The following is a 20,131-nucleotide window of genomic DNA, read 5'->3' on the forward strand; positions in this document are numbered from 1 at the left end:
AAAAACGGCGCTTTCATCCACGGATGGAAGCGCCGTTTTTCATGTATGGCAGGGGATCTTACCCTCCCTCGCCCCAAAGCCGTTCGCGCAGGCCGGAGCTGCGGCTGACCCGGCGGGAGACCGCGGCGATGAAGGCTGCCGGATCGCCCCAGATCTCCACCCTCCTCTTGGCGCGGGTGATGGCGGTGTAGACCAGCTCGCGGGTGAGAAGCTCCGGAGCGCCGGGGGGGAGGAGCAGGAGCAGGGTGTCGAACTCGCTCCCCTGGCTCTTGTGGACGGTCATGGCAAAGACCGTCTCGTGCGGCGGAAGCCGCAGCGGCGAGAGATGCCGCACCCCGCCGTCGGGAGCGGGAAACCAGGCTGCCACGCCCTCCCCGGCCGGTCCGGTGGCGATCACGCCGATGTCGCCGTTGAAGAGGCGCAGCTGGTGGTCGTTGCGGGTCACCAGGAGCGGTCGGTGGCCGTACCAGGGGGACCCGGCAACATGGCGGCCGGCAAGCCCCAGGGCTCGCTCGGCAAGCGTGTTCAGCGCTGCAACACCATACGGTCCCTGGCGGAAGGGGGAGAGGAGCCGGAAGGCGGAGAGCCGCTCCAGACAGGCAGCCGGGTCAACGGCGGCCAGGTAGTCGCAATAGCCCTCTGCAAGCCGCTCCTTGAGGAGTGCAGCCAGCCCGGCCGGAGGCGGCAGGTCGCGCCAGCCGATGTCGCCATGCCCACCCGCACGCATGAGCTCAAGCGCTGCCTCGCCCTCCCCTTCGTTCACCAGCCGGCTCAGGGCAGCGATCCCGCTGGCAGCGGCAAAGCGGTGGCTGGTCTTGAGCGTCACCACCGCATCGCACAGGGGTGGCGCAGCCGCAACCGTTACGGGCAGGGTTATTCCAGCCGATGCGGCGGATGCGGCAGCCTCTGGAGAGAATCGTTCCAGGAAAGCGGGATGGCAGATATCGCCGAGCACCGCGCCCGCCTCCACCGAGGCGAGCTGGTCCCGGTCGCCGAGCAGGATCAGCCGGCACTCCGGCGCCAGGGCGTCCAGCAGCCTGGCCATCAGCGGCAGGTCGACCATGGAGGCCTCGTCCACCACCACCACCTCGAAGGGAAGCGGGTTGCCGCCATGGTGGCGGAAGGAGACCGATCCGGGAACGGCGCCGAGCAGGCGATGGATGGTCGATGCCTCGGCAGGGATGCGCGCCGCGGTCTCCGCTGCCAGGGGAAGCCGCTCCCGGGCCTGGGAGACCGCCTCCTTGAGCCGGCCGGCCGCCTTGCCGGTGGGGGCGGCCAGGGCGATCCGAAGCGGCCGGTCGCCGGAGAGCTCCGAAAGGAGCGCCAGCACCTTCACCACCGTGGTGGTCTTGCCGGTCCCCGGTCCGCCGGCAATGACCGCGAGGGAGCGGGTGACGGCCATCCAGGCGGCGACACGCTGCCAGTCAGGGCCGGTATCCGGCCGTTGCGGCGGGAAGAGCAGATCGAGCCCGCGGCAGAGCCCTGCCGGGTCGAAATCGGGATGCACGGTCAAGGCCCGTTCCTGCAACCGGTCCGCCAGTTCCTTTTCGTAGCGCCAGTAGCGGTGGAGATAGAGCCGGTTGCTCCGGTCCAGCACCAGCGGTGCCGTCTCTCCGGGCGTCCCGACCACGGCGAAACGCCGCAGTTCCTCCCCCCACTCCCCGGCATCCTGCCACGGCTCCCCCTTCTTCGCAACGTTCCAGTCAAAGGCCAGCTGTCCCGTTCCCTGAGCCTCGGGACCGGGTCTGCTGTTGTCGGGGAGACTGTCGGGGATGGCTGCCTGCCGCGCCGCAGCCTCTGCCGCCTCGCCGGCTACAGCCTGCAGGTCCAGGCAGACGCTGCCGTCGGCGGTGGCCCTGCTTACCAGGGCCGCGGCCAGCCAGAGCGAGCGGGAGCCCCCCCCTGCCAGCCGGCAGACGAATCCGGCAAAGGCCCGGTCGAGCGAGCCGAGTTCAAGGGAGATGGCCTCCCGCACCCCGTTATCCGCCATGCCCCACCTCCGTCCGGTCCGTCAGGCAGGCGGAGAGCGCCTCGACCAGCACGCGCTCCGGCCGGGCAGAGAAGACCCCCTGACCGGGCGTTGCAGCATCGACCCCCCGCAGGAAGAGGTAGAAGACCCCGCCGAAATGGCGGTCGTAGTCGTAGCCGGCCATGCGGCTTTCGAGCCAGCGGTGCAGGGCCACGACATAGAGGTGATACTGGAGGGTGTAGTATTCCTGCTCCATCGCCTCGTTAAGCCGCGCCGGGGAATAATCGGCAGGCTGCCCCCCCAGGTAGTTGGACTTCCAGTCGATGAGGAAATAACGCCCATCCAGACAGAAGACCAGGTCGATGAACCCGCGCAGCATCCCCCGAACCCGGCCGAAGCCGAGCTCGTCGAGCAGGTCGGGGAAGCGGCCGTCTTTCCCGTGACTGCGAAAGACCCGGGCCAGGTCGCCGCTCTCCAGCGGCGCCAGGGGGAGCATGAATTCCAGCTCCGGCTGCCACCCGCCCCGCCCCAGCCTCTCCAGGCGCAGCTCCGGCCGGTCCGCCGCCAGGGGGGCGCGCACCACCTGCCCGATCATCCGGGCCACCGCGACCTCCCACTCCGTGGAGAGGCCATGACGGGCAAGCTGCTCCCTGACCAGCTGCCGCACCTCTGCCTGATCGAAGGCGGCAAAGTCGACCCGCTCCAGCACGGCATGGAGGCAGGTGCCGGGAACCGCGCCACGGGGGAAGGAGAAGATATCGTCAAACGCCGGGGCCGGCCGTTCCGCGGGCCGGTCGCTGCCGGGAGCTGCCGCATCCCGGTCCGGCAGCTCCATGGCGTGGGGCTTGCCAGAAACCAGGCCGGTGAAGCTGGTGACCCGCCAGGAACGGTCGATCACCCCGTGGAATTCGCGCGCCGCCATGGGGGTGCCGGCCTCAGGCGGGGCAGCGGGGAGCTGCACCGCGCCGGCAGGGGGTTCGCACAGGGCAATCGCCCTCCCTGCCCCTGCAGCGAGCCGCAGCAATAGGGTCTCCTGTTCCGTGGCGCTTTCCGCTATCGACCCCTGGCCGGAGAGCGGCTCATCGCCGGCCGGGGCGGGCCGGAAGAGAAGCCAGGCCAGGGCCGACTCCTCCGCACCGCGGAATCCGCCCCAGATCAGGTAACAGCGCTCCTTGGCCCTGGTGACCGCCACGTAGAGGAGCCGCAGGTCCTCGGCAAACCGTTCCTCCCTGGCACGGAGCCGATGGTCGTCGAGCTGCGTGGAACCGAGATCGAGCACCATCCGGTCGTTGTCGTGAAAGAGCGCGGTCCCCTCGTCGCGCACCCCTTCCCAGGCAAAGGGGCAGAAGACCACCGGGTATTCGAGCCCCTTGCTCCGGTGCACCGTGACCAGCTGGACGCAGCTCTCGTCCGTTTCCAGGCGGAGCTGGTACTCGTCGATCTCCGGCTGCTCGGCGACCCGCTCCGCCAGCCAGGCGACCAGGCCTTCCAACCCCAGCTCCCCCTCCAGCTCGGCATGGTGCAGAAGCTCCAGCAGGTGGAGGATGTTGGTGAGCCGTCGTTCGCCGTCAGAATGGGCCAGGAGCCGGGGACGGACCCCTTCGCCCGCCAGGAGCTCCGTGGCCATGGCCATGACCCCCTGTAGCGCCCAAGTGTCGTGGTAACCGCGAATCCGCTCCAGCAGGCCGGCCCAGGCGGTCGAATCCTCGTCCTCAACTGCCAGCATGGCGGCGGTCCAGCCGAGAAGGTCGGTGGCCAGTGCCCCCCGCAGGCGCGGCTCGTTGCCCGGTCCGGCAATCGCCGACAGCACCCGCCAGAGCTCCAGGGCCTCGGCCGAGCTGAACAGGCTCTCGGTGCCGTGCAGCACGCTGGGCACCCCCACCCGTTGCAGCGCCTGCTGCACCAGCCGCCCCTGGTAGTTCTTCCGCACCAGCACGGCAATGTCGCCGGCTCGCAGCGGCCGGTCCGCCAACATCGCCTCGCCGCTCCCCCCCAGCCGGATCAGCCGCGCCACCTCGGCAGCCACGTCGCGGGCGATCATCTGCTCGGCAACCGACTTGGCCGGGTGGCCGTCCCCTGCGCAGCCGTAGTTCCAGAGCACAAAGGGGGGGTCGGCCGGGAACAGGTGCTGCTGCTGGCGCTCGCTCCCCGGTGTCACCCGCCGGTAACCGATCTCGGGGAGGAGGAAGGGGTGGGCCCCGCCGAACAGCGTATTGACGGCATCGAGCAGGCCGGGGGACGAGCGCCAGTTGCGCAGCAGGGTAAATCCGTTCTCCGTGGCCACCCGGCGCGCCGCGGCCAGGTAGGCATGGAGGTCGGCCCCGCGGAAGCTGTAGATCGCCTGCTTGGGATCGCCGATGAAGAGGAGCGGCACACCGCCGTCGCCGAAGAGGCCGGCGAAGATGGCGTACTGCAGCGGATCGGTATCCTGGAACTCATCCACCAGCACCGCCCGATAGCGGCTCTTCACCCGCTCGGCCAGCCCCCTGGCGCCGCCTCCGGCAACGACCGCCTCATGGAGGGAGGAGAGCAGGTCATCGTAGGAGCGGAGGTTGCGCCGAACCTTGCGCAGGCCGAGTTCCTCCCGTGCATTCCGGAGCAGTCCCGCCCTGAGCGCCAGGAGGTTGCGGTCATACTGGGCAGAAAGCCGTCCGGCAGTTGCCAGGAGCTCTTCGCAGCAATCGAAGAACGGGTGTACTGGCGGGGCCTGCCCCTTTTTGCAGCCGGCAGCAAGCCCTTCCGGGGTGAATTTCTCCAGCTTGTCCGGGATATCCAGGGGGTCGCTGCCGGCAAAATACCGCTCCAGGCCGGCGACCCAAGCGGGGACGGAGGTGAGCCGGTAGGCGGTACGGCTCAGGGACGGGCTCTCCATCAGGAGGGCCGTTACCTCGCCGGCTGCCGCGGTCCACTCCCCGGCGGCGCGGCGGAAGAGATCGCAGCAGGCGGCACGCGCATCCGCGGTATCCACCGGCTCCTGCTGCGGGATCACCGAAAGTCCGCTCCGCCCGACGACCCGGCGCAGCTCCGTTGCCAGGGAATCGACCGTCAGGCCGCCCCGCAGGGCATGGGCCACGAACAGCTCGTCGGCAGGATAGAAATGGCGCCGCCAGAAGTCGTCCGCCAGCTCCCGGATGAGCGGTCCCTGGTCGGCCAGCAGTTCGGTGTCGAACAGGGCGCCGCACTCGAAGGCGTTCTCCTGCAGCACCCTGGCGCAGAAGCCGTGGATGGTATGGATGGCGGCGCCGTCAAAGGAGGCGAGCGCCAGGGTAAGGAGCTGCCCGGCCCGCTCATGGTCGGGTAAACGCCGCACCAGTTCTGCAATGAACCGGTCCTCGGTCTCCCGGCCGGAAAGGGCGTCCAGGGCTAAGGAGAGGAGTTGCCGCACCCGGTCGCGCAGCTCCTCGGTGGCAGCCTCGGTGAAGGTGACCACCAGGATGCTCTCCACCGGCAGCTCCCGCTCCAGCACCAGCCTGAGGTAGAGCGCGACGATGGCGTAGGTCTTGCCGGTGCCGGCTGCCGCCTCGATCAGGGTGACCCCGTCCGGGAGGTCGGTGAAGAGATCCAGTTCCCTCACGCCCCCTCCTCCAGGCTGGCGAGCAGCGGCCCGTAGATCGCCATGGCCAGCTCCCCGCATTCCGGGGAGGCGCAGAGCCCTGCCGGATCGTTGCTGCCGAAGCAGCGGTCAAAGGCCGGCGCTTCCCCTTCGCCCCGGCTGTGGGACGAGCCACTCCAGATGGCAACCGCCTTGTCGGGCCGGTCCGGATGGTGACAAAGCGCCAGGGAGGTCTCGGGGAAGAAAGGGAGCGGCGCGCAGAGCCCCTGCAGATAGAGTTCCGTCAATTTTGCCAGCTGCCCGGCCGCATCGGGAACCGGCGCAAAGGAGCGGCTTACGTCCCGCATCACCAGCCTGCTCCGGAGCGGGTAGCCCGGAGGCGCGGCCGCATTCAGCACCAGGTGCTCGACCCAGAGCGAAAGCAGGTCCCGCGCCTTCAGCCTGGCGCAGCGATAGCGGACGAGACCCGCAGGCCAAATACCGTCGATCCGCCCGGCGAGCAGATGGCCGCCAGCGGAGAGTGCCGCATCAAGGGGATGAAGGGGTTCCTGCGCCACCAGCGGTGCGACCTGGCGGGTAAACTGCTCTGCCCGTGCCCGGAGCTTGCCGAAGGCGATCCGCCCCTGCCCGCCGGGGGGGAGGAGACCGCGGCCGCGAAAGACCGGTTCGAGCCTTGCGGGATCGTTGCCTAAAAGCAGCTGTTCCACCAGCTCATTGGCAAGGAAGTAATCGTCCAGCCCGACGACGACAAAGGGCTCGCGGTCTTCCATCGGCGCAGCCACCTGCTCCAGGCGGATTCCCAGGCGGTTGCGCAGGAAATGCTCTGCCGGGCTCCGCAGGAAAGCGATCAGCCGCTCCAGGGGGATCGTCTCCGGCAGGTCGACCGGCAGGGGAAGCGGCAGCCCGTCGAGGAAACCGGCCGGCTCCCCCCCCTGTTGCCGGGTCTGCGCTGCCCGGCAATTTTCCGTCGAGTAGCTGAGCAGCCTGCCCGTACCCTCCCGGAAGTAGGCCGGGTGGAAGGGGTGGAGGTGATGCCGCGTCACCAGCCGCTGCCGGACCGCCTCCCTCTGCCCGGCCTCCGGCACCCCGGCGATCATGGAGGATCGCTCCACGTAGTCCAGCAGTTCGCTCACCAGCACCGACGGCGGCAGGATGGCGTTGTCACGGCTGCTCTGCCCGACATAGCCGAGATAGAGGCAGTCGCGGGCCGAAAGGATCGCTTCGAGAAAGAGGTAGCGGTCCTCGTCGCGGATGGAGCGGTCGCCGCGACGGGGCGCCGCTGCCATCAGGTCGAAGCCGGGGGGGCGGTTCTGGCGCGGGAAGAGACCGTCGTTCATCCCCACCAGGGCCACCACCCTGAACGGGATGCTCCGCATGGGGAGCATGGCGCAGAAGGTGACCCCGCCGCCGAGGAAGCCGTGCAGCCCCTTGTCCCGCTCCAGTTGCCGGTTCAGCCAGCTCCGGACCACGGCCGGCCCGAGGAGCCCGGTGAAACCGGCGGCCTCGCCCCGCGCCAGGTCGGCACAGGCGGCGGTGAGCTGGGTCTGCTCCCCCAGCAGACGCTCATCGACACTGAAGAAGCGATCCAGGAGCGTGAGCAGGTAGCCAGCCCATTCCTGCGGCCGGCGCGGGCGGGCAAACGCCTCCTTCAGCCCGAACAGCGCATCGGTAAAGGCGACCAGCCCCCCGAGCAGGCGGGCCTCGCTCCCCTCCAGGTCGTCATAGGGGAGGATATCCCGGTAGAGGGTCAGGCCGTCGCCGGGCAGGGCATAGCCGAGCAGGAGCCTTTCCAGGCCGGCCCGCCAGGAGTTTTCGCCAAAGGGGGGGAGCCCTTCCCGGCCGCGATCCTCGCCGTCCACCCCCCAGCGGATGCCGCTCTCCGTCACCCAGCGCCTGACCGTGGCCAGATCGTCGTTCGACAGCCCGAACCGGCGGGCGATCGCCGGGTGCGCCAGAAGGTCCAGGACCTGGGAAGCCCCGCAACGGCTCTCCGCCAGGTCGAGGAGCGTGAGAAAGGCCCGGACCAGGCTGCCGGCGCCGGTCACGCTCCGGTCGGCGATGGAAAACGGGATGCTGCGCCGCTCTTCGCCGCCGCCGAACACGGCGCTGATGTAGGGGGCATATTCGTCGATCCGGGGGATCATCACCACCACGTCCCGCGGCGTCAGACCGGGATGCTCCTCGAACAGCGCCAGCAGCCGGTCGTGCAGCACCTCGATCTCCCGTAGCGGGCTGTGACAGGAATGGACCTGCAGAGAGTGGTCGTCGGGGGCGATCTGCGGGCGCTCTCCCCGTAGCTCCGTAGCGTCGACCAGGGAGAGGATATCCCCCTGGAGCCGGTGCAGCAGCCGATCGCTCCGGGGCGCCACGAAGCTCCCCCCCTCTCCCTCGTCCAGCGGCGCGGAGTCGTAGAGGAGGTCGAAGAAATCCCTCCCCTGCCGCCCGAGCGAGGCCAGGAGCGGGTTGCCGCATTCCAGGTAGGCGTCGGAGCCGACAGTGCCGGTGCGGACCAGGCGGCGGGATTTCTCCCCTTCGGAGACGATCTGGAACCAGTGTTCGCTGCAGGGGTTGAGGAGAAAGAGGTGGACCTCGATCCTGCGGGCCAGTGCCGCCAGGATCTCCGTATGGTACTGGGGGAGCGCCGGGATGCCGAACACCGCGATCCGCTCCGGCAGGCCTGCCGGCAGAGGGGTACTCCCTGTCATGGTCCGGCAGAACTCCCGCAGCAGGGAGCCGCGGTGGCGCGCACCCGCCCGGCCGACCAGGAGGCGCCAGAGGATCGCCTGCCAGCGGCAGCGGTCGCAGTCGCGCCCCGTTTCCCAGCCGTCCAGCATGTCCGGCCGGAACAGGGTGTACTGGTCGAACAGGTCAGCCACCTGGGAGGCGAGCTGATACAGCTTGAGTCCGCCGGGATCGTCCGCGAGGTAATGCGCAAGGGGGGAAAATGCAGGTTCGCCGATAAGCGGGGGGATTAGCTCCATCAGCTGCCAGGAGACCCGCTCCGGGGCAAGGGGGTTCTCTTCCGGGATCTCCGGCAGGACGGCGCGGAAGGCCTCCCAGGCCAGGGCATTGGGAAAGGGGTAGCGGCAATTGGCCCAGACCCCGAGCCGCTCGGCAAGGGCCATGGCCAGCCAGCGCTCCATCCCCCGGCTCTGGACGACGATCACTTCCTGGGCGAGCGGGTTGGAGAGCGGCCGCGCCATTTCGGCCGCGAGCCGGTCGGCAAGCAGTTCCAGCCGGTTGCTGGTATGAAGGGTGATGGTTCCTCGCATGCAGTATGGGAAACGGTTCTTTTCCGCCCTGGCGGTGTCAATCTTCGGGATTCCGTGCCAGGACGAAAAATCCCTCGTTTCCGATCTGGCAGTGTCATCCGGTGTTTCCGGATGGGAATAAATATATCCCAGGGGTGCGACAGAGTATGTCGCGTCCCTTCCGGCGGCTGCACCAAAGGTAAGCGAGCCCCGGTCGGAAAGCAACAAAAAAGCCGCACGGTCTGCGTGCGGCTCTCTTCATGCCCGGCAAGGGATTCGCCCTGGGGCGGGTTCGGCCTACCGGTTTGCCAACTTGTCGCTCCGGGTCTGGCGAACCGATTTATGCCTGATCATGGTACCAAGGACCAGCTTGGCCTGTTCGTCACCCTGCTCGGCCGCCAAAAGGCACCACTTCAGGGCCTCGTCCCGGTCCTGAGGCACTCCCCAGCCGTTGTAGTAGAGGAGGCTCAGGCTCAGCTCCCCCTGGGGATTCCCCTGCCCGGCGCTCCGGGCGAGCCATCTGGCTGCCTCGGCATAGTCGAGCGCCACCCCTTCGCCCCGGGCATACATGGAACCGAGGATATACTGGGCCCGGGAGTCCCCCTGCTCGGCTGCCTTGCGGCACCAGCGGGCCGACTCCGCCTTGTCGACCGCCACCCCCCAGCCATTGTAATAGATACTGCCGATGCTGAACTGGGACTCGGCATCGCCGTTTTCGGCGCTCATCCGGAACCAGGTGAGGGCCTCGGGGTAATCCTGTGGAACGCCGTCGCCATTGGCATACATGAAACCGAGCGCCTTCTGGGCCTCCAGGTGGCCGCGGACCGCCGCTTTCCTGAACCATGCCGCGGCCCGGAGCTTGTCCACCGGGACGCCGAAGCCGTTGAAATGCATGTAACCGAGGTTGTACATGGCCTGCGTGTCGCCATGCTTGGCCGCCTTCATGCACGAGCCGTAGTTTTTCGGGGAGTCGCTGCTGATGATGGCGCCGATGGATGCGGAACCGGGGGTCCGGCTGCCGGCATCGGCACTGTCAGGGCTGGAGGGTGTGGCGTAGAATTCGCGGGAATAGGCGGAGCCGTCGGCATCGATGTCGGCAAAGGCCGGCAGAGCCGAGCAGGTCAGCGCAATGGTGGCGACGACAGCCTGGAAGATCCTTGTCCGCATGCAGCCCCTCTCGTAACGAGATACCATAACAGAACAATCTCACAGGGCACTTCCCCCTCGCCAGGGGATATCACGAATGATACCAGACCGGATCAGCTCCGCAAGGAGCCGGCTATATGACGATGCACCGGGAAGTGTATAAAAAAGAGTGCATACGGCGTACCATCGCCATAACTATACCATATTACAGGCAGATACCCCCTTTACTTCGTGCGTGGCTGTCGCTTTTTCACAGGTGATTTCCCCGTCATATGACGAGTAGGCCGTCCCTCCGTAGGCGCCTGGTCCGTCTTTCCGGCCGTTCGGGGGCGCTCGCCCCCCTTCCCTGCCAGACGCTTCACCTCGTCCCCGGTCAGCAGGCGGAATTCGCCCGGCCGCAGCCCCCCCATCTCAAGGAAACCGTACCTGACCCGCTTGAGCCGGACCACGGTGAGCCCCACCTCTTCGCACATCCGGCGCACCTGGCGGTAGCGCCCTTCATGGATCACCAGGGAGAGCCAGGTGTTGTTGTCGCTCCCCTTGACCACCCTGGCCTGCGCCGGCGCGGTCTTCCCCTCTTCCAGCGCGACGCCGCCGGCAAGGGCTGCCAATTGCCCAGCGCTCACCTCGCCGCGAACCCGGACATGGTATTCCTTCTCCACGCCGTAGCGGGGGTGGGCCAGCCGGTTGGCCAGTGCGCCGTCGTTGGTCAGGAGCAGCAGCCCCTCGGTATTGTAATCCAGCCGCCCCACCGGGAAGACCCGCTCGGAGACCCCCTTCAGGAGGTCGGTCACCAGCGGCCGCCCCTGGGGGTCGCTCAGGGTGGTGACATAGCCGGCCGGCTTGTGGAGCAGAACATAGACCCGCTGCTTCTCCACCGCCACCAGCTTGCCGTCCAGGGTGACCACGTCGCTGTCCGGGTCCACCTTGGTCCCCAGCTCCGTCACCACCGTGCCGTTCACCGCCACCCTGCCTGCAATGATCATCCCCTCGGCTGCCCGGCGCGAGGCAAATCCCGCCTGGGCCAGTACCTTCTGCAAACGCTCCTGCATGAATCCTCCAGAAACAGCGAAAGGCCGAAGACGCTCCCCAGCGGTTCGCCTTCAGCCTTTCACTCTAATAACAGCAATCAACCGCAGATAACTGCGGATAACTACGGATAAAAACAACTCTTTTTAATCTTAAAGACATTCACCAGCGGTGTTGTTCTGCATTTGATCCTTTGATGTATCTGCGTTCATCTGCGGTTAAATGCTTTTTTCTGATTCACCAAAAACAACACCCTCAACGCCCGGACAGTGCGGAAACGAAGCGTTCCTACTCCACAAACCGGGACATCTTGCGGAACTTCTGGTAGCGGTCCTCCACCAACTGCTCGCCCGACATGCTCCGCAGTTCGGCCAGGTGGCGGGAGATGGCCTCGTGGAGGTTTTTCGCCATGGCCTCGTGGTCGCGGTGCGCCCCGCCGACCGGTTCCGGGACGATCTCGTCGATCACCTCCAGCTCCTTGATGTCGGTGGCAGTCAGCTTCAGCGCCTCGGCAGCCTGGGCCCCCTTGGTGCCGTCGGACCAGAGAATGGCAGCGCACCCCTCGGGGGAGATGACCGCATAGACCGAATACTGCAGCATCACCACCCGGTTGCCGACTGCGATGGCCAAGGCGCCCCCCGAGCCTCCTTCGCCGGTGACCACCACGATGATCGGCACTGTCAGGCAGGCCATCTCGCGCAGGTTGCGGGCGATGGCCTCGGCCTGGCCCCGCTCCTCGGCACCGATGCCGGGGAAGGCGCCGGGGGTATCGACAAAGGTGATGATCGGGAGGTTGAACTGCTGCGCCATCCCCATCAGGCGGAGCGCCTTGCGGTACCCTTCCGGGTTCGGCATGCCGAAGTTGCGGTAGACCTTTTCCTTGGTGTCGCGCCCCTTCTGGTGGCCGATCACCATCACCGGCTCGCCGTCGAGCTTAGCCAGGCCTGCCACGATGGCATGGTCGTCACCGTACAGACGGTCGCCGTGCAGTTCGATGAAATCGGTGAAGATGTGCTTGATGTAGTCCGTGGTAAAGGGACGGTTGGGGTGGCGTGCCACCTGGGCCGTTTGCCAGCGGGAGAGGTTGGCAAAGATCTCCGAACGGACCTTTTCCGCCTTTTTCTCCAGCTTGCCGATCTCCGTGGCAAGGTCGAGGGAGTCGCCGGACATCTCCTTCAGTTCGGTGATCTTCTTCTCCAGCTCCACCAGCGGTTTTTCGAAATCCATATAGAAATTCTGCGATGCCATATTCGGTATCCCCCTTTAAACTCGATATGTCTGATAATATCTGTAAATCGATGGCACAGCAAAAAGCTCCAGCTGCAAGGCTTGCGAGAAGTGAGGAGTGAGTCGTAGCCGGAGGCTACGTCGCAGCGACGAACGCCGAGCGTAACACAGCAGATGGACTTTTTGCGAAGCCATTTATTCGAACCTGGTGGCACGGTAGCCTACCAGCTTCTCCACGTCCATGGCCAGGTCGTCGCTGGCCGCCACTTTGAACCGTTCATCCAGCGGGATGGTCGCCCGGAAGCTCCCTGGACGTTCTATGTGCAGCAGGGAGGCGCATGTACCGTTATGGCGCATCAGGACCTCCTTGAGCCCCTCCAATTGCCCCGAATCGAGACCGGGAGCCCGGAGGGTGACATGCACCAGCCTGGTGCCCCGCTCGGAAAGCTCTCGCAGCGGTACAATATCCGCCGCCTTGATCTTGATGCTCTTCTCGCCGACATCGACCGTGCCGGAAACCACCAGCGGCTCGTCGGTCTTGAGCAGTTCCGCCGCCTTCGCGTACGGCTCGGGGAAGACGACGACCTCGACCGTCCCGACCAGGTCTTCGATGGTGGCAAATCCCATCCGGTCACCCTTCTTGGTGATCATCTCCTTGAGGGCAACCACGATGCCGCAGATCCGGACATCCTTACCGTCGGCGATCTCGGCCAGGGAGGAGGTGTCGGCGGAGGTGAACCGTTTCATGTCCTGGCTGTAGCGGTCGAGCGGATGGCCGGTGATGAAGAAGCCGAGCGATTCCTTCTCGAACCCGAGCTTCAGCTTGTCGTTCCATTCAGCCACGTCGGGAAGCTTGCCCCGACCGTTGCCGTTGCTCTTGACGATCTCTTCGGCGCCGAACAGGGAGACCTGGGAACTCTCCCGTTCCTCCTGGATCCTCTGGCCGAGCGAAACCGCATCCTCCAGGCCGGCCATCAGCGAAGCCCGGTTCGCTCCGGTGGAATCGAAGGCGCCGCTCTTTACCAGGGCCTCCAGCACCCGCTTGTTGACCCTGCGCAGGTCGACCCGCTCGCAGAAATCGAAGATATCCTTGAACGGTCCGGCCTTGCGCGCCTCCAGGATCGACTCGATCGCCCCTTCCCCCACGTTCTTGATGGCGCCGAGGCCGAAGCGGATGGAAGTCCCGAAGACCTTGAAGGAGAGCTCGGAGGAGTTGATGTCGGGTGGAAGGACCTCGATCCCCATGTCCCGGCAGTCGCCGATGTTCTTGACGATCTTGTCCGTCTTTTCCCGGTCTTCGGTCAGAAGGGCCGCCATGAACTCCACCGGGTAGTGGGCCTTGAGATAGGCGGTCTGGTAGGCGATCAGGGCATAGGCTGCGGAGTGCGACTTGTTGAACCCGTATTCGGCAAACTTCGCCATCAGGTCGAAGATCGCCTCGGCCTTCTTCAGGTCGACCCCCTGCTCCTTGGCCCCCTCCAGGAACTTGCCCTTCTCCTTGGCCATGGCAGCGGGGTCTTTCTTGCCCATTGCCCGGCGCAGGAGGTCGGCGCCGCCGAGCGAGTACCCCCCCAGGGTACGGGCGATCTGCATGACCTGCTCCTGGTAGACGATGACGCCATAGGTGTCCTTCAGGATCGGTTCCAGCTGCGGCAGGTCGTAGACCACCTTTTTCTTGCCATGCTTGCGGTCGATGAAGTCGTCGACCATGCCGGAACCGAGCGGACCGGGGCGGTAGAGGGCGCAGGCGGCAATGACGTCCTCGAAGCAGGAGGGCTTCAGCTTGACCAGCATCTCCTTCATGCCGCTGGATTCGAGCTGGAAGATGCCGGTGGTGTTGCCGGCGGAGATCAGTTCGTAACTCTCGCGGTCGTCGTCGCGCAGCAGCGTTATGTCGAACTTCGGGTCGCGCCCCTGGCGGATCAGTTTCACCGCATTGTCGATGACCGTCAGGTTCTTCAAGCCGAGGAAGTCGAACTTCACCAGCCCGATCTTTTCCACGTACTTCATGGAGTACTGGGTGTTGATCAGGCCGGTCTTCTGGTCCTTGTAGACCGGGCAGAACTCTTCGAGCCGGTCCGGCGCCACGACCACGCCGGCGGCATGGGTGGAGGCATGGCGGGCAAGCCCCTCCAGGCAGAGTGCGACGCGGAGCAGCTCTTTCACCTTCGGGTCGGCCGCGGCAAGCTCGCCCAGCTTCGGCTCCTGCTTCAAGGCCTCGTCCAGCGATATGTTCAGGACCTCGGGGATCAGCTTGGCGATCCGGTCCACGTCGCCGTACGGCATGTCCAGGGCCCGGCCGACGTCGCGGATGACGCCCCGGGCCGCCATGGTACCGAAGGTGATGATCTGGCAGACCTTGTCGCGGCCATACTTTTCCGTGACGTACTGGATCACCTCTTCGCGCCGGTCGGTGCAGAAGTCGACGTCGATATCGGGCATGGAGATACGTTCCGGGTTGAGGAACCGCTCGAACAGGAGGTTGTAGGGGATCGGGTCGAGGTCGGTGATCCGGATGGCGTAGGCAACCAGCGAGCCGGCCGCCGATCCCCTGCCGGGACCTACCGGTATCCCCTGGTCCTTGGCCCAGTTGATGAAGTCGGCAACGATGAGGAAATAGCCGGGGAACCCCATCTGCTTGATACAATCGAGTTCGATGCGTAGCCTGTTCCGGTAGAGCTCTTCGTCGTTGTCGGTAAATGCGGGGTTCTTGGCCCGGATCGACGTCAGCCTGTTATCGAGCCCCTTGTGCGCCTCTTCCTCCAACTCCTCGTCCAGGCTTTTCCCTTCGGGCAGCTCGAAGCGGGGGAAATGATAGGTCTTGAAATCCAGTTCCAGGTGGCATTGCCCGGCAATCCGGACCGTGTTGGCCACCGCCTCCGGCGCATACTGGAACGCAGCCGCCATCTCCTCCGGCGACTTGACGTAGAACTCGTCGGCCGAAAACCGCATCCGGTTCTCGTCGTTCATGGTCTTGCCGGTCTGGATGCAGAGCAGGACCTCGTGGGCCCGGGCATCCTCGCGGTTCAGGTAATGGCAGTCGTTGGTGGCGACCAGGGGGAGGGAAAGCTCGCCCGCAACCTCCAGCAGCCGCTGGTTGGCGACCGCCTGCTCGGGGAGCGTGTTCTCCTGCAGTTCGATATAGTAGCGCTCCGGGAAAAGCTCACTGTACCAGCGCGCCGTGGCAACAGCATCCTCCATCCGGTTGCGGGTGCACTGCACCGCCACCTCCCCCTTGAGGCAGGCGGAAAGGGCGATCAGCCCTTCGGCATGTTCCGTCAGAAGTTCCTTGTCGATCCGCGGCTTGTAGTAGAACCCTTCCTTGAAACCGGCGGATACCAGATAAGAGAGGTTTTTGTACCCCTGCAGGTTCTGGCAGAGGAGGATGAGGTGGTAGCTCGAATACTCGCCGGCACTGCTCCCCTGTTCCTTGGAGAAACGGGAACCGGGCGCCACGTAGACCTCGGCGCCGATGATCGGCTTGATCCCCTTGTCGAGACACTTCTGGTAGAACTCGATCGCCCCGAACATGCTGCCGTGGTCGGTGATCGCCACGGCAGGCATGCCGAACCCCTTCACCGTGCTCATCAGGTCGCCAAGGCGTATGGCGCCGTCCAGCAGGGAGTACTGGGTATGGAGATGGAGATGGACGAATTCCGCTTGCTGCATGGGCCTCTATCGGATATAAGTGAAGGGAGCTGCGAGGCGCCGCTCCCTTTTTAGTATGGCTAAAATGTGCGCCAGATTATGCCATGAACCCGAGGGAGTGTCAATTCCATACTGACCCCCCTGCCGAGGGCCGATCAGCACCGATGGACAGACCTATGGACGACAGATCCGCACAGCGGGCCATCCTGGTCATGGACGACGACGAGGATGTCCGTTTCATTGCCGGCCTTATGCTGCAGCGGCTCGGCTTCTCGGTGGACCTGGCCGAGACCGGGGACGAGGCGATCGAGCTCTTTCGCCGGACCCACGAAGCGGGTCGCAGCTACCATGCCGTCATCCTCGACCTGAACATCCCCGGCGGCATGGGAGGCCAGGAGGTGATCGTCCTTTTGCGCGAGATCGACCCGGCGGTCACGGCCTATGTCTCTTGCGGCAATCCCTATGACCCGATCATGGAGAACCCGGCAGATTTCGGCTTCCAGGGTGCCATTGCCAAGCCGTTCCTCCCCGAACACCTCCAGGTCCTGCTGCACCAGCCCTAGCACCGCCATCACCCTTTTAACCGGATTAAAAATATGAACAACCCGCTCCTCATCGACAGTCATGCCCATATCGACGGCCGCGAATTCAGCGCCGATTTTTCCGAGATGCTGCAGCGTGCGGCAGACGCCGGCGTTGCCGAGATCATCGTGGTCGGCGCCGACCTGGAATCGAGCCGTGCCGCCTGCGAACTGGCAGCGCGCTATCCCAACCTCTACGCCGCGGTCGGCATCCACCCCCACGACGCCGGCCGGGTCACCGAACGATGCTACGACATCGTGGCCGACCTGGTGCGGGAAAACCCCAAGGTAGTCGCCATCGGCGAGATCGGGCTCGACTTCTACCGCGACCGCTCGCCGCGGCCGGCCCAGGAAGAAGTGTTCCGCCGCTTCATCCGCCTGGCCCGCGACCTGGAGCTGCCGGTGATCGTCCATGACCGGGATGCCCACGAACGGGTCATGACCATCCTACGAGAGGAACGGGCGAGCGAGACCGGCGGCGTGCTGCACTGCTTCTCCGGCGACCTGGCCATGGCCAGGGAATGCATCGCCATGGGCTTCTACCTCTCGTTCCCCGGCACCATCACCTATCCGGCAAACGAGGCGCTGCGCGATGTCGTGCGCGGGGTCAAGATCGAAAGCATCCTCATCGAGACCGACTGCCCCTACCTCTCGCCGGTCCCGTTCCGGGGGAAACGGAACGAACCGGCCTATGTGCGGCTCACCGCCGAAAAGGTGGCCGAGCTGAAAGGGCTGTCGCTCGCCGACGTCGGCCGGATCACCAGCTTGAACACCCGCAGCCTGTTCAGGATCGGCGAGCCGATCCAGCAGGCAAAGATCGCCTATACCATCCGCAACTCCCTCTACCTGAACATCACCAACCGCTGCTCCAACCGCTGCACCTTCTGCCCCAAGTTCGACGACTTCATCGTCAAGGGGCACTTCCTCAAGCTCGACCGCGAGCCGACCAGCCAGGAGGTCCTGGCGGCCATCGGCGATCCGTCCGGCTATGCCGAGGTGGTCTTCTGCGGCTACGGCGAGCCGCTCATCCGTCTCGACCTGGTGAAAAAGGTAGCTGCCGAGCTGAAGCGGAGCGGGGTAAAGGTGCGGGTCAACACCGACGGCCAGGCCAACCTGGTCCATGGCCGCAACATCCTGCCGGAGCTGGCAGGCCTGGTGGATACCGTCTCCGTCAGCCTCAACGCCGCCGACGCAGCCACCTATGCCCGTCTCACCAACACCCCCTTCGATGCGGCCGGGTTCACGGCCATCTGCGACTTCCTGCGCGAGGCGCCCCGCCACATCCCCGAGGTGGTGGCAACCGCCGTCACCGTGCCGGAGCTCGACATCGAAGCGGTGCGCCGGCTCGCCCTCTCCCTCGGCGTCGTCTTCCGCGAGCGGGAGTACGCGGAGGTCGGCTGACAACATGCACGCCGTTACCGTGTCGGGCTCGAAACGATGAATTCGGACACCCGCTGGCTCTTGCGGCTCTGCTGCTCGCAGATCTTCATCATGCTGGTCTTCATCAACTATTCTGCCGTGCTCCCGCTCCTGAAGCAGGAATGGAACATCTCCAACACCATGGCCGGCTCCATCTTCTCGGTCTACCAGCTCGGCTACATCCTCTCCGGAGTCATCCTCAGCACCCTCACTGACCGGCTCAACACCCGCTACATCTTCCTCACCGCCGCCCTCTGGTCCGGCATCGCCAACCTCCTCTTCGCCTTCTATGCCCACGATTACCTCTCGGCCATGGTCCTGCGGGCGCTCACCGGCATCGGCATGGGGGGGACCTACATGCCGGGGCTCAAGCTGGTGGCCGAGCGCTTCTCCCCCACTGAACGGGGGAGAGCCATCGGCATATATGTCGGTTCCCTGGTGCTGGGCGCTTCGCTCTCCCTGGCGGTCACCGGCGCGGTCACCTCCCTGGCGGGCTGGCGGATCGCCTTTGTCGTCTGCTCAGTCGGCGTCTTTGTCGGCCTTCTCATCGCCCGCAAGGTATTCCACGATTACCGTCCCCTGCCCTTTGCCGGGACGAGCGGGGGCTTCCGGGCCGAGGTGGTGAAAAACCGTCCGGCATTCCTGATGATCCTCGGCTATGGCTCGCACATGTGGGAGATGTACAGCATGCGGAGCTGGGTGGCCCCCTTCTTCGTGGCGCTGTTGGCGGGAAACGGCATGGCGCGGGAGAGCGCGACCGGCTGGGCCTCCACAGCCGCCGCCCTCATCGTCGGGGTCGGCACCTTTTCCACCGCCATCACCGGCACCCTGTCGGACCGCTGGGGGCGCACCGGCACCATCACCATCGTCATGCTGGCGAGCACCTCCATCTCGTTCCTCTTCGGCTGGCTGATCAATCTCAATCCGCTGGTGGCGCTGGTGGTGGGAATCGCCTACGGCTACCTGGTGGTGGCAGAGTCGCCGGTCTTCTCCACCGGGCTGACCGAGCTGGTGGCGCCGGCCTACCTGGGGGCAGCCATGGGGATACAGTCGCTGGTGGGGTATTCTATGGGAATGATCTCGCCGACGGTCTTCGGCTGGGCCCTGGATGTCTACAAAGGGTGGGAGCCGTGGCCCGGCATCAACGGCGAATGGGGGATCGCCTTTGCCACCGCCGGCATCGGCGGGCTGATGGGGCCGTTCTGGATGTGGCTCTTGCGCAGACGCCCTGAAAGCAGCAGGATGGCGGGAGGGAAACGGTAAATGTCATCCGAAGGTCAGTGTATGCAGAGGTCTGGAACTAACCGTTCGTCTCCTCTTGTTCCCGGGAAAAGTAGCAACCGTAGGCAATCGATGCCGTCGTCACGCAGCATATTGCAGAAATCCAGAGTTTTTGTACGATTGCGGCTGGAGTCATGTATGATCTCGATTCATATTTATGCTCATTTTTGTGTTGAAGTTTAGCACAATATAAGTATCATTATTTGTGCAAACTACTCTTGGAGGTTAGCCATGTCACGCGCAACTGTCACCCTTCCACAGGACCTGCTGACCGAACTGATGACTCTCGTCGGCGCCAGAAGCAAGACCGAAGCTGTCATCACCGCCGTCAAGGACGAAATCCGACTGCGCAAGCTGGCCAGGATCAAGGCGATGGCCGGAAAGATGGAATTTACCGCCACAGCCGATGAACTGCGGCATGGAGACAGTCGCCTTGGCTAAGGTACTGGTAGACACCTCGGTCTGGATCGAGTTTTTCCGCGGGCGCAAACCGTATCACGACATCGTCACGAAGCTTATCGACGACGAGCAGGTCGTCTGCTGCGGCATCATCCTTGCCGAACTGATGCAGGGAGCGAAGACCGACAAGGAAATTGCCGTTCTCGATGACTTCATCAAGGTCTTCGCTTTCATCCCCGAAACACCCGAATTATGGGCCAGCGCCGGTAAATTGTCGGGCAAGCAGCGGCGCAAAGGGATTACCGTCGGTCTGTCTGACTGCTTCATCGCTACGGTCGCCGCCTCGGCCAAGGTTCAGGTAGCAACTCTGGACAGCCACTTCGAGTCGCTTGGCAAGCCAGCCGGGATTACCCTTTATCCGCTTGGTTGAAGTGAGTTCCCCTGGCGCACCAGACTGGGGGTCTGGTGGTCGCCGTTTCCGCTGAGGTCAAGGAATACGCAAAAATCAAAAGGGTCACAACAACTTTCTAACCGTGTCTAGGGGCATTAGGGGGACGGGGGCATTAGGGGGACGTAGTTGATTTGTTGATTTCACCCTCCGGGCATTGGCGAGCAGTTGACGCTCCAG

At 65.1% G+C, this 20,131-nt stretch carries 12 protein-coding genes; 5 read left to right on the top strand and 7 right to left on the bottom strand.

All coding sequences use genetic code 11. The features are described from left to right. Positions 1-58: 58 nt before the first annotated feature. The 7 genes from recD to dnaE form a co-directional block, all read right to left on the bottom strand. Complete coding sequence (recD, locus tag GJT30_14180) at positions 59-1,990, bottom strand: exodeoxyribonuclease V subunit alpha (protein ID MSM40760.1); 1,932 nt, start codon at positions 1,988-1,990, stop codon at positions 59-61. Further along, positions 1,980-5,603, bottom strand: a complete 3,624-nt coding sequence (gene recB / locus GJT30_14185) for an exodeoxyribonuclease V subunit beta (GenBank protein MSM40761.1) — start codon at positions 5,601-5,603, stop codon at positions 1,980-1,982. Before recB ends, recD begins: the two co-directional genes overlap by 11 nt. Further along, a complete protein-coding gene (gene recC, locus GJT30_14190) occupies positions 5,540-8,794 on the bottom strand; it encodes an exodeoxyribonuclease V subunit gamma (GenBank protein ID MSM40762.1) in 3,255 nt (1,084 codons plus the stop codon). The genes recB and recC overlap by 64 nt, the downstream gene beginning before the upstream one ends. A gap of 276 nt (positions 8,795-9,070) precedes the next feature. Further along, positions 9,071-9,967, bottom strand: coding sequence for a sel1 repeat family protein (locus GJT30_14195; GenBank protein ID MSM40763.1), 897 nt, complete (start codon positions 9,965-9,967; stop codon positions 9,071-9,073). A 176-nt stretch (positions 9,968-10,143) separates the two neighbouring features. Continuing rightward, positions 10,144-10,971 (bottom strand): pseudouridine synthase, encoded by an 828-nt coding sequence (locus GJT30_14200; GenBank protein ID MSM40764.1) that lies wholly within the window; start codon positions 10,969-10,971, stop codon positions 10,144-10,146. Between the two features lie 265 nt (positions 10,972-11,236). After that, complete coding sequence (locus GJT30_14205; GenBank protein MSM40765.1) at positions 11,237-12,196, bottom strand: acetyl-CoA carboxylase carboxyltransferase subunit alpha; 960 nt, start codon at positions 12,194-12,196, stop codon at positions 11,237-11,239. Positions 12,197-12,370: 174 nt separating this feature from the next. Beyond that, positions 12,371-15,844, bottom strand: coding sequence for a DNA polymerase III subunit alpha (gene dnaE, locus GJT30_14210; GenBank protein MSM40766.1), 3,474 nt, complete (start codon positions 15,842-15,844; stop codon positions 12,371-12,373). A gap of 155 nt (positions 15,845-15,999) precedes the next feature. On the opposite strand from dnaE, the gene GJT30_14215 reads away from it, so the two are divergent. The 5 genes from GJT30_14215 (at position 16,000) to GJT30_14235 (ending at position 19,933) form a co-directional block, all read left to right on the top strand. Beyond that, positions 16,000-16,386, top strand: a complete 387-nt coding sequence (locus GJT30_14215; protein MSM40767.1) for a response regulator — start codon at positions 16,000-16,002, stop codon at positions 16,384-16,386. A 33-nt stretch (positions 16,387-16,419) separates the two neighbouring features. Further along, positions 16,420-17,805: a YchF/TatD family DNA exonuclease gene (locus GJT30_14220; GenBank protein MSM40768.1), complete on the top strand. Its 1,386-nt coding sequence runs from the start codon at positions 16,420-16,422 to the stop codon at positions 17,803-17,805. Positions 17,806-17,841: 36 nt separating this feature from the next. Next, positions 17,842-19,086 (top strand): MFS transporter, encoded by a 1,245-nt coding sequence (locus GJT30_14225; GenBank protein MSM40769.1) that lies wholly within the window; start codon positions 17,842-17,844, stop codon positions 19,084-19,086. Positions 19,087-19,335: 249 nt separating this feature from the next. Continuing rightward, the gene (locus GJT30_14230) at positions 19,336-19,545 is read left to right on the top strand and encodes a DUF2191 domain-containing protein (protein MSM40770.1); all 210 of its coding nucleotides are present in this window, start codon (positions 19,336-19,338) and stop codon (positions 19,543-19,545) included. Beyond that, on the top strand, positions 19,538-19,933 hold the full coding sequence (locus GJT30_14235; GenBank protein ID MSM40771.1) for a PIN domain-containing protein: 396 nt from the start codon (positions 19,538-19,540) through the stop codon (positions 19,931-19,933). Before GJT30_14230 ends, GJT30_14235 begins: the two co-directional genes overlap by 8 nt. Positions 19,934-20,131 lie beyond the last annotated feature (198 nt).

The organism is Geobacter sp., from assembly GCA_009684525.1.
In the GTDB taxonomy this organism is placed as follows: domain Bacteria; phylum Desulfobacterota; class Desulfuromonadia; order Geobacterales; family DSM-12255; genus Geoanaerobacter.

What these genes read in the sequence shown, in the direction of transcription:
- recD (MSM40760.1), bottom strand. Translation starts at nt 1,990, where the DNA reads ATGGCGGATAACGGGGTGCGGGAGGCCATCTCCCTTGAACTCGGCTCG.
- recB (MSM40761.1), bottom strand. Translation starts at nt 5,603, where the DNA reads ATGCGGGGAGCTGGCCATGGCGATCTACGGGCCGCTGCTCGCCAGCCT.
- recC (MSM40762.1), bottom strand. Translation starts at nt 8,794, where the DNA reads ATGCGAGGAACCATCACCCTTCATACCAGCAACCGGCTGGAACTGCTT.
- GJT30_14195 (MSM40763.1), bottom strand. Translation starts at nt 9,967, where the DNA reads ATGGTATCTCGTTACGAGAGGGGCTGCATGCGGACAAGGATCTTCCAG.
- GJT30_14200 (MSM40764.1), bottom strand. Translation starts at nt 10,971, where the DNA reads ATGCAGGAGCGTTTGCAGAAGGTACTGGCCCAGGCGGGATTTGCCTCG.
- GJT30_14205 (MSM40765.1), bottom strand. Translation starts at nt 12,196, where the DNA reads ATGGCATCGCAGAATTTCTATATGGATTTCGAAAAACCGCTGGTGGAG.
- dnaE (MSM40766.1), bottom strand. Translation starts at nt 15,844, where the DNA reads ATGCAGCAAGCGGAATTCGTCCATCTCCATCTCCATACCCAGTACTCC.
- GJT30_14215 (MSM40767.1), top strand. Translation starts at nt 16,000, where the DNA reads ATGGACGACAGATCCGCACAGCGGGCCATCCTGGTCATGGACGACGAC.
- GJT30_14220 (MSM40768.1), top strand. Translation starts at nt 16,420, where the DNA reads ATGAACAACCCGCTCCTCATCGACAGTCATGCCCATATCGACGGCCGC.
- GJT30_14225 (MSM40769.1), top strand. Translation starts at nt 17,842, where the DNA reads ATGAATTCGGACACCCGCTGGCTCTTGCGGCTCTGCTGCTCGCAGATC.
- GJT30_14230 (MSM40770.1), top strand. Translation starts at nt 19,336, where the DNA reads ATGTCACGCGCAACTGTCACCCTTCCACAGGACCTGCTGACCGAACTG.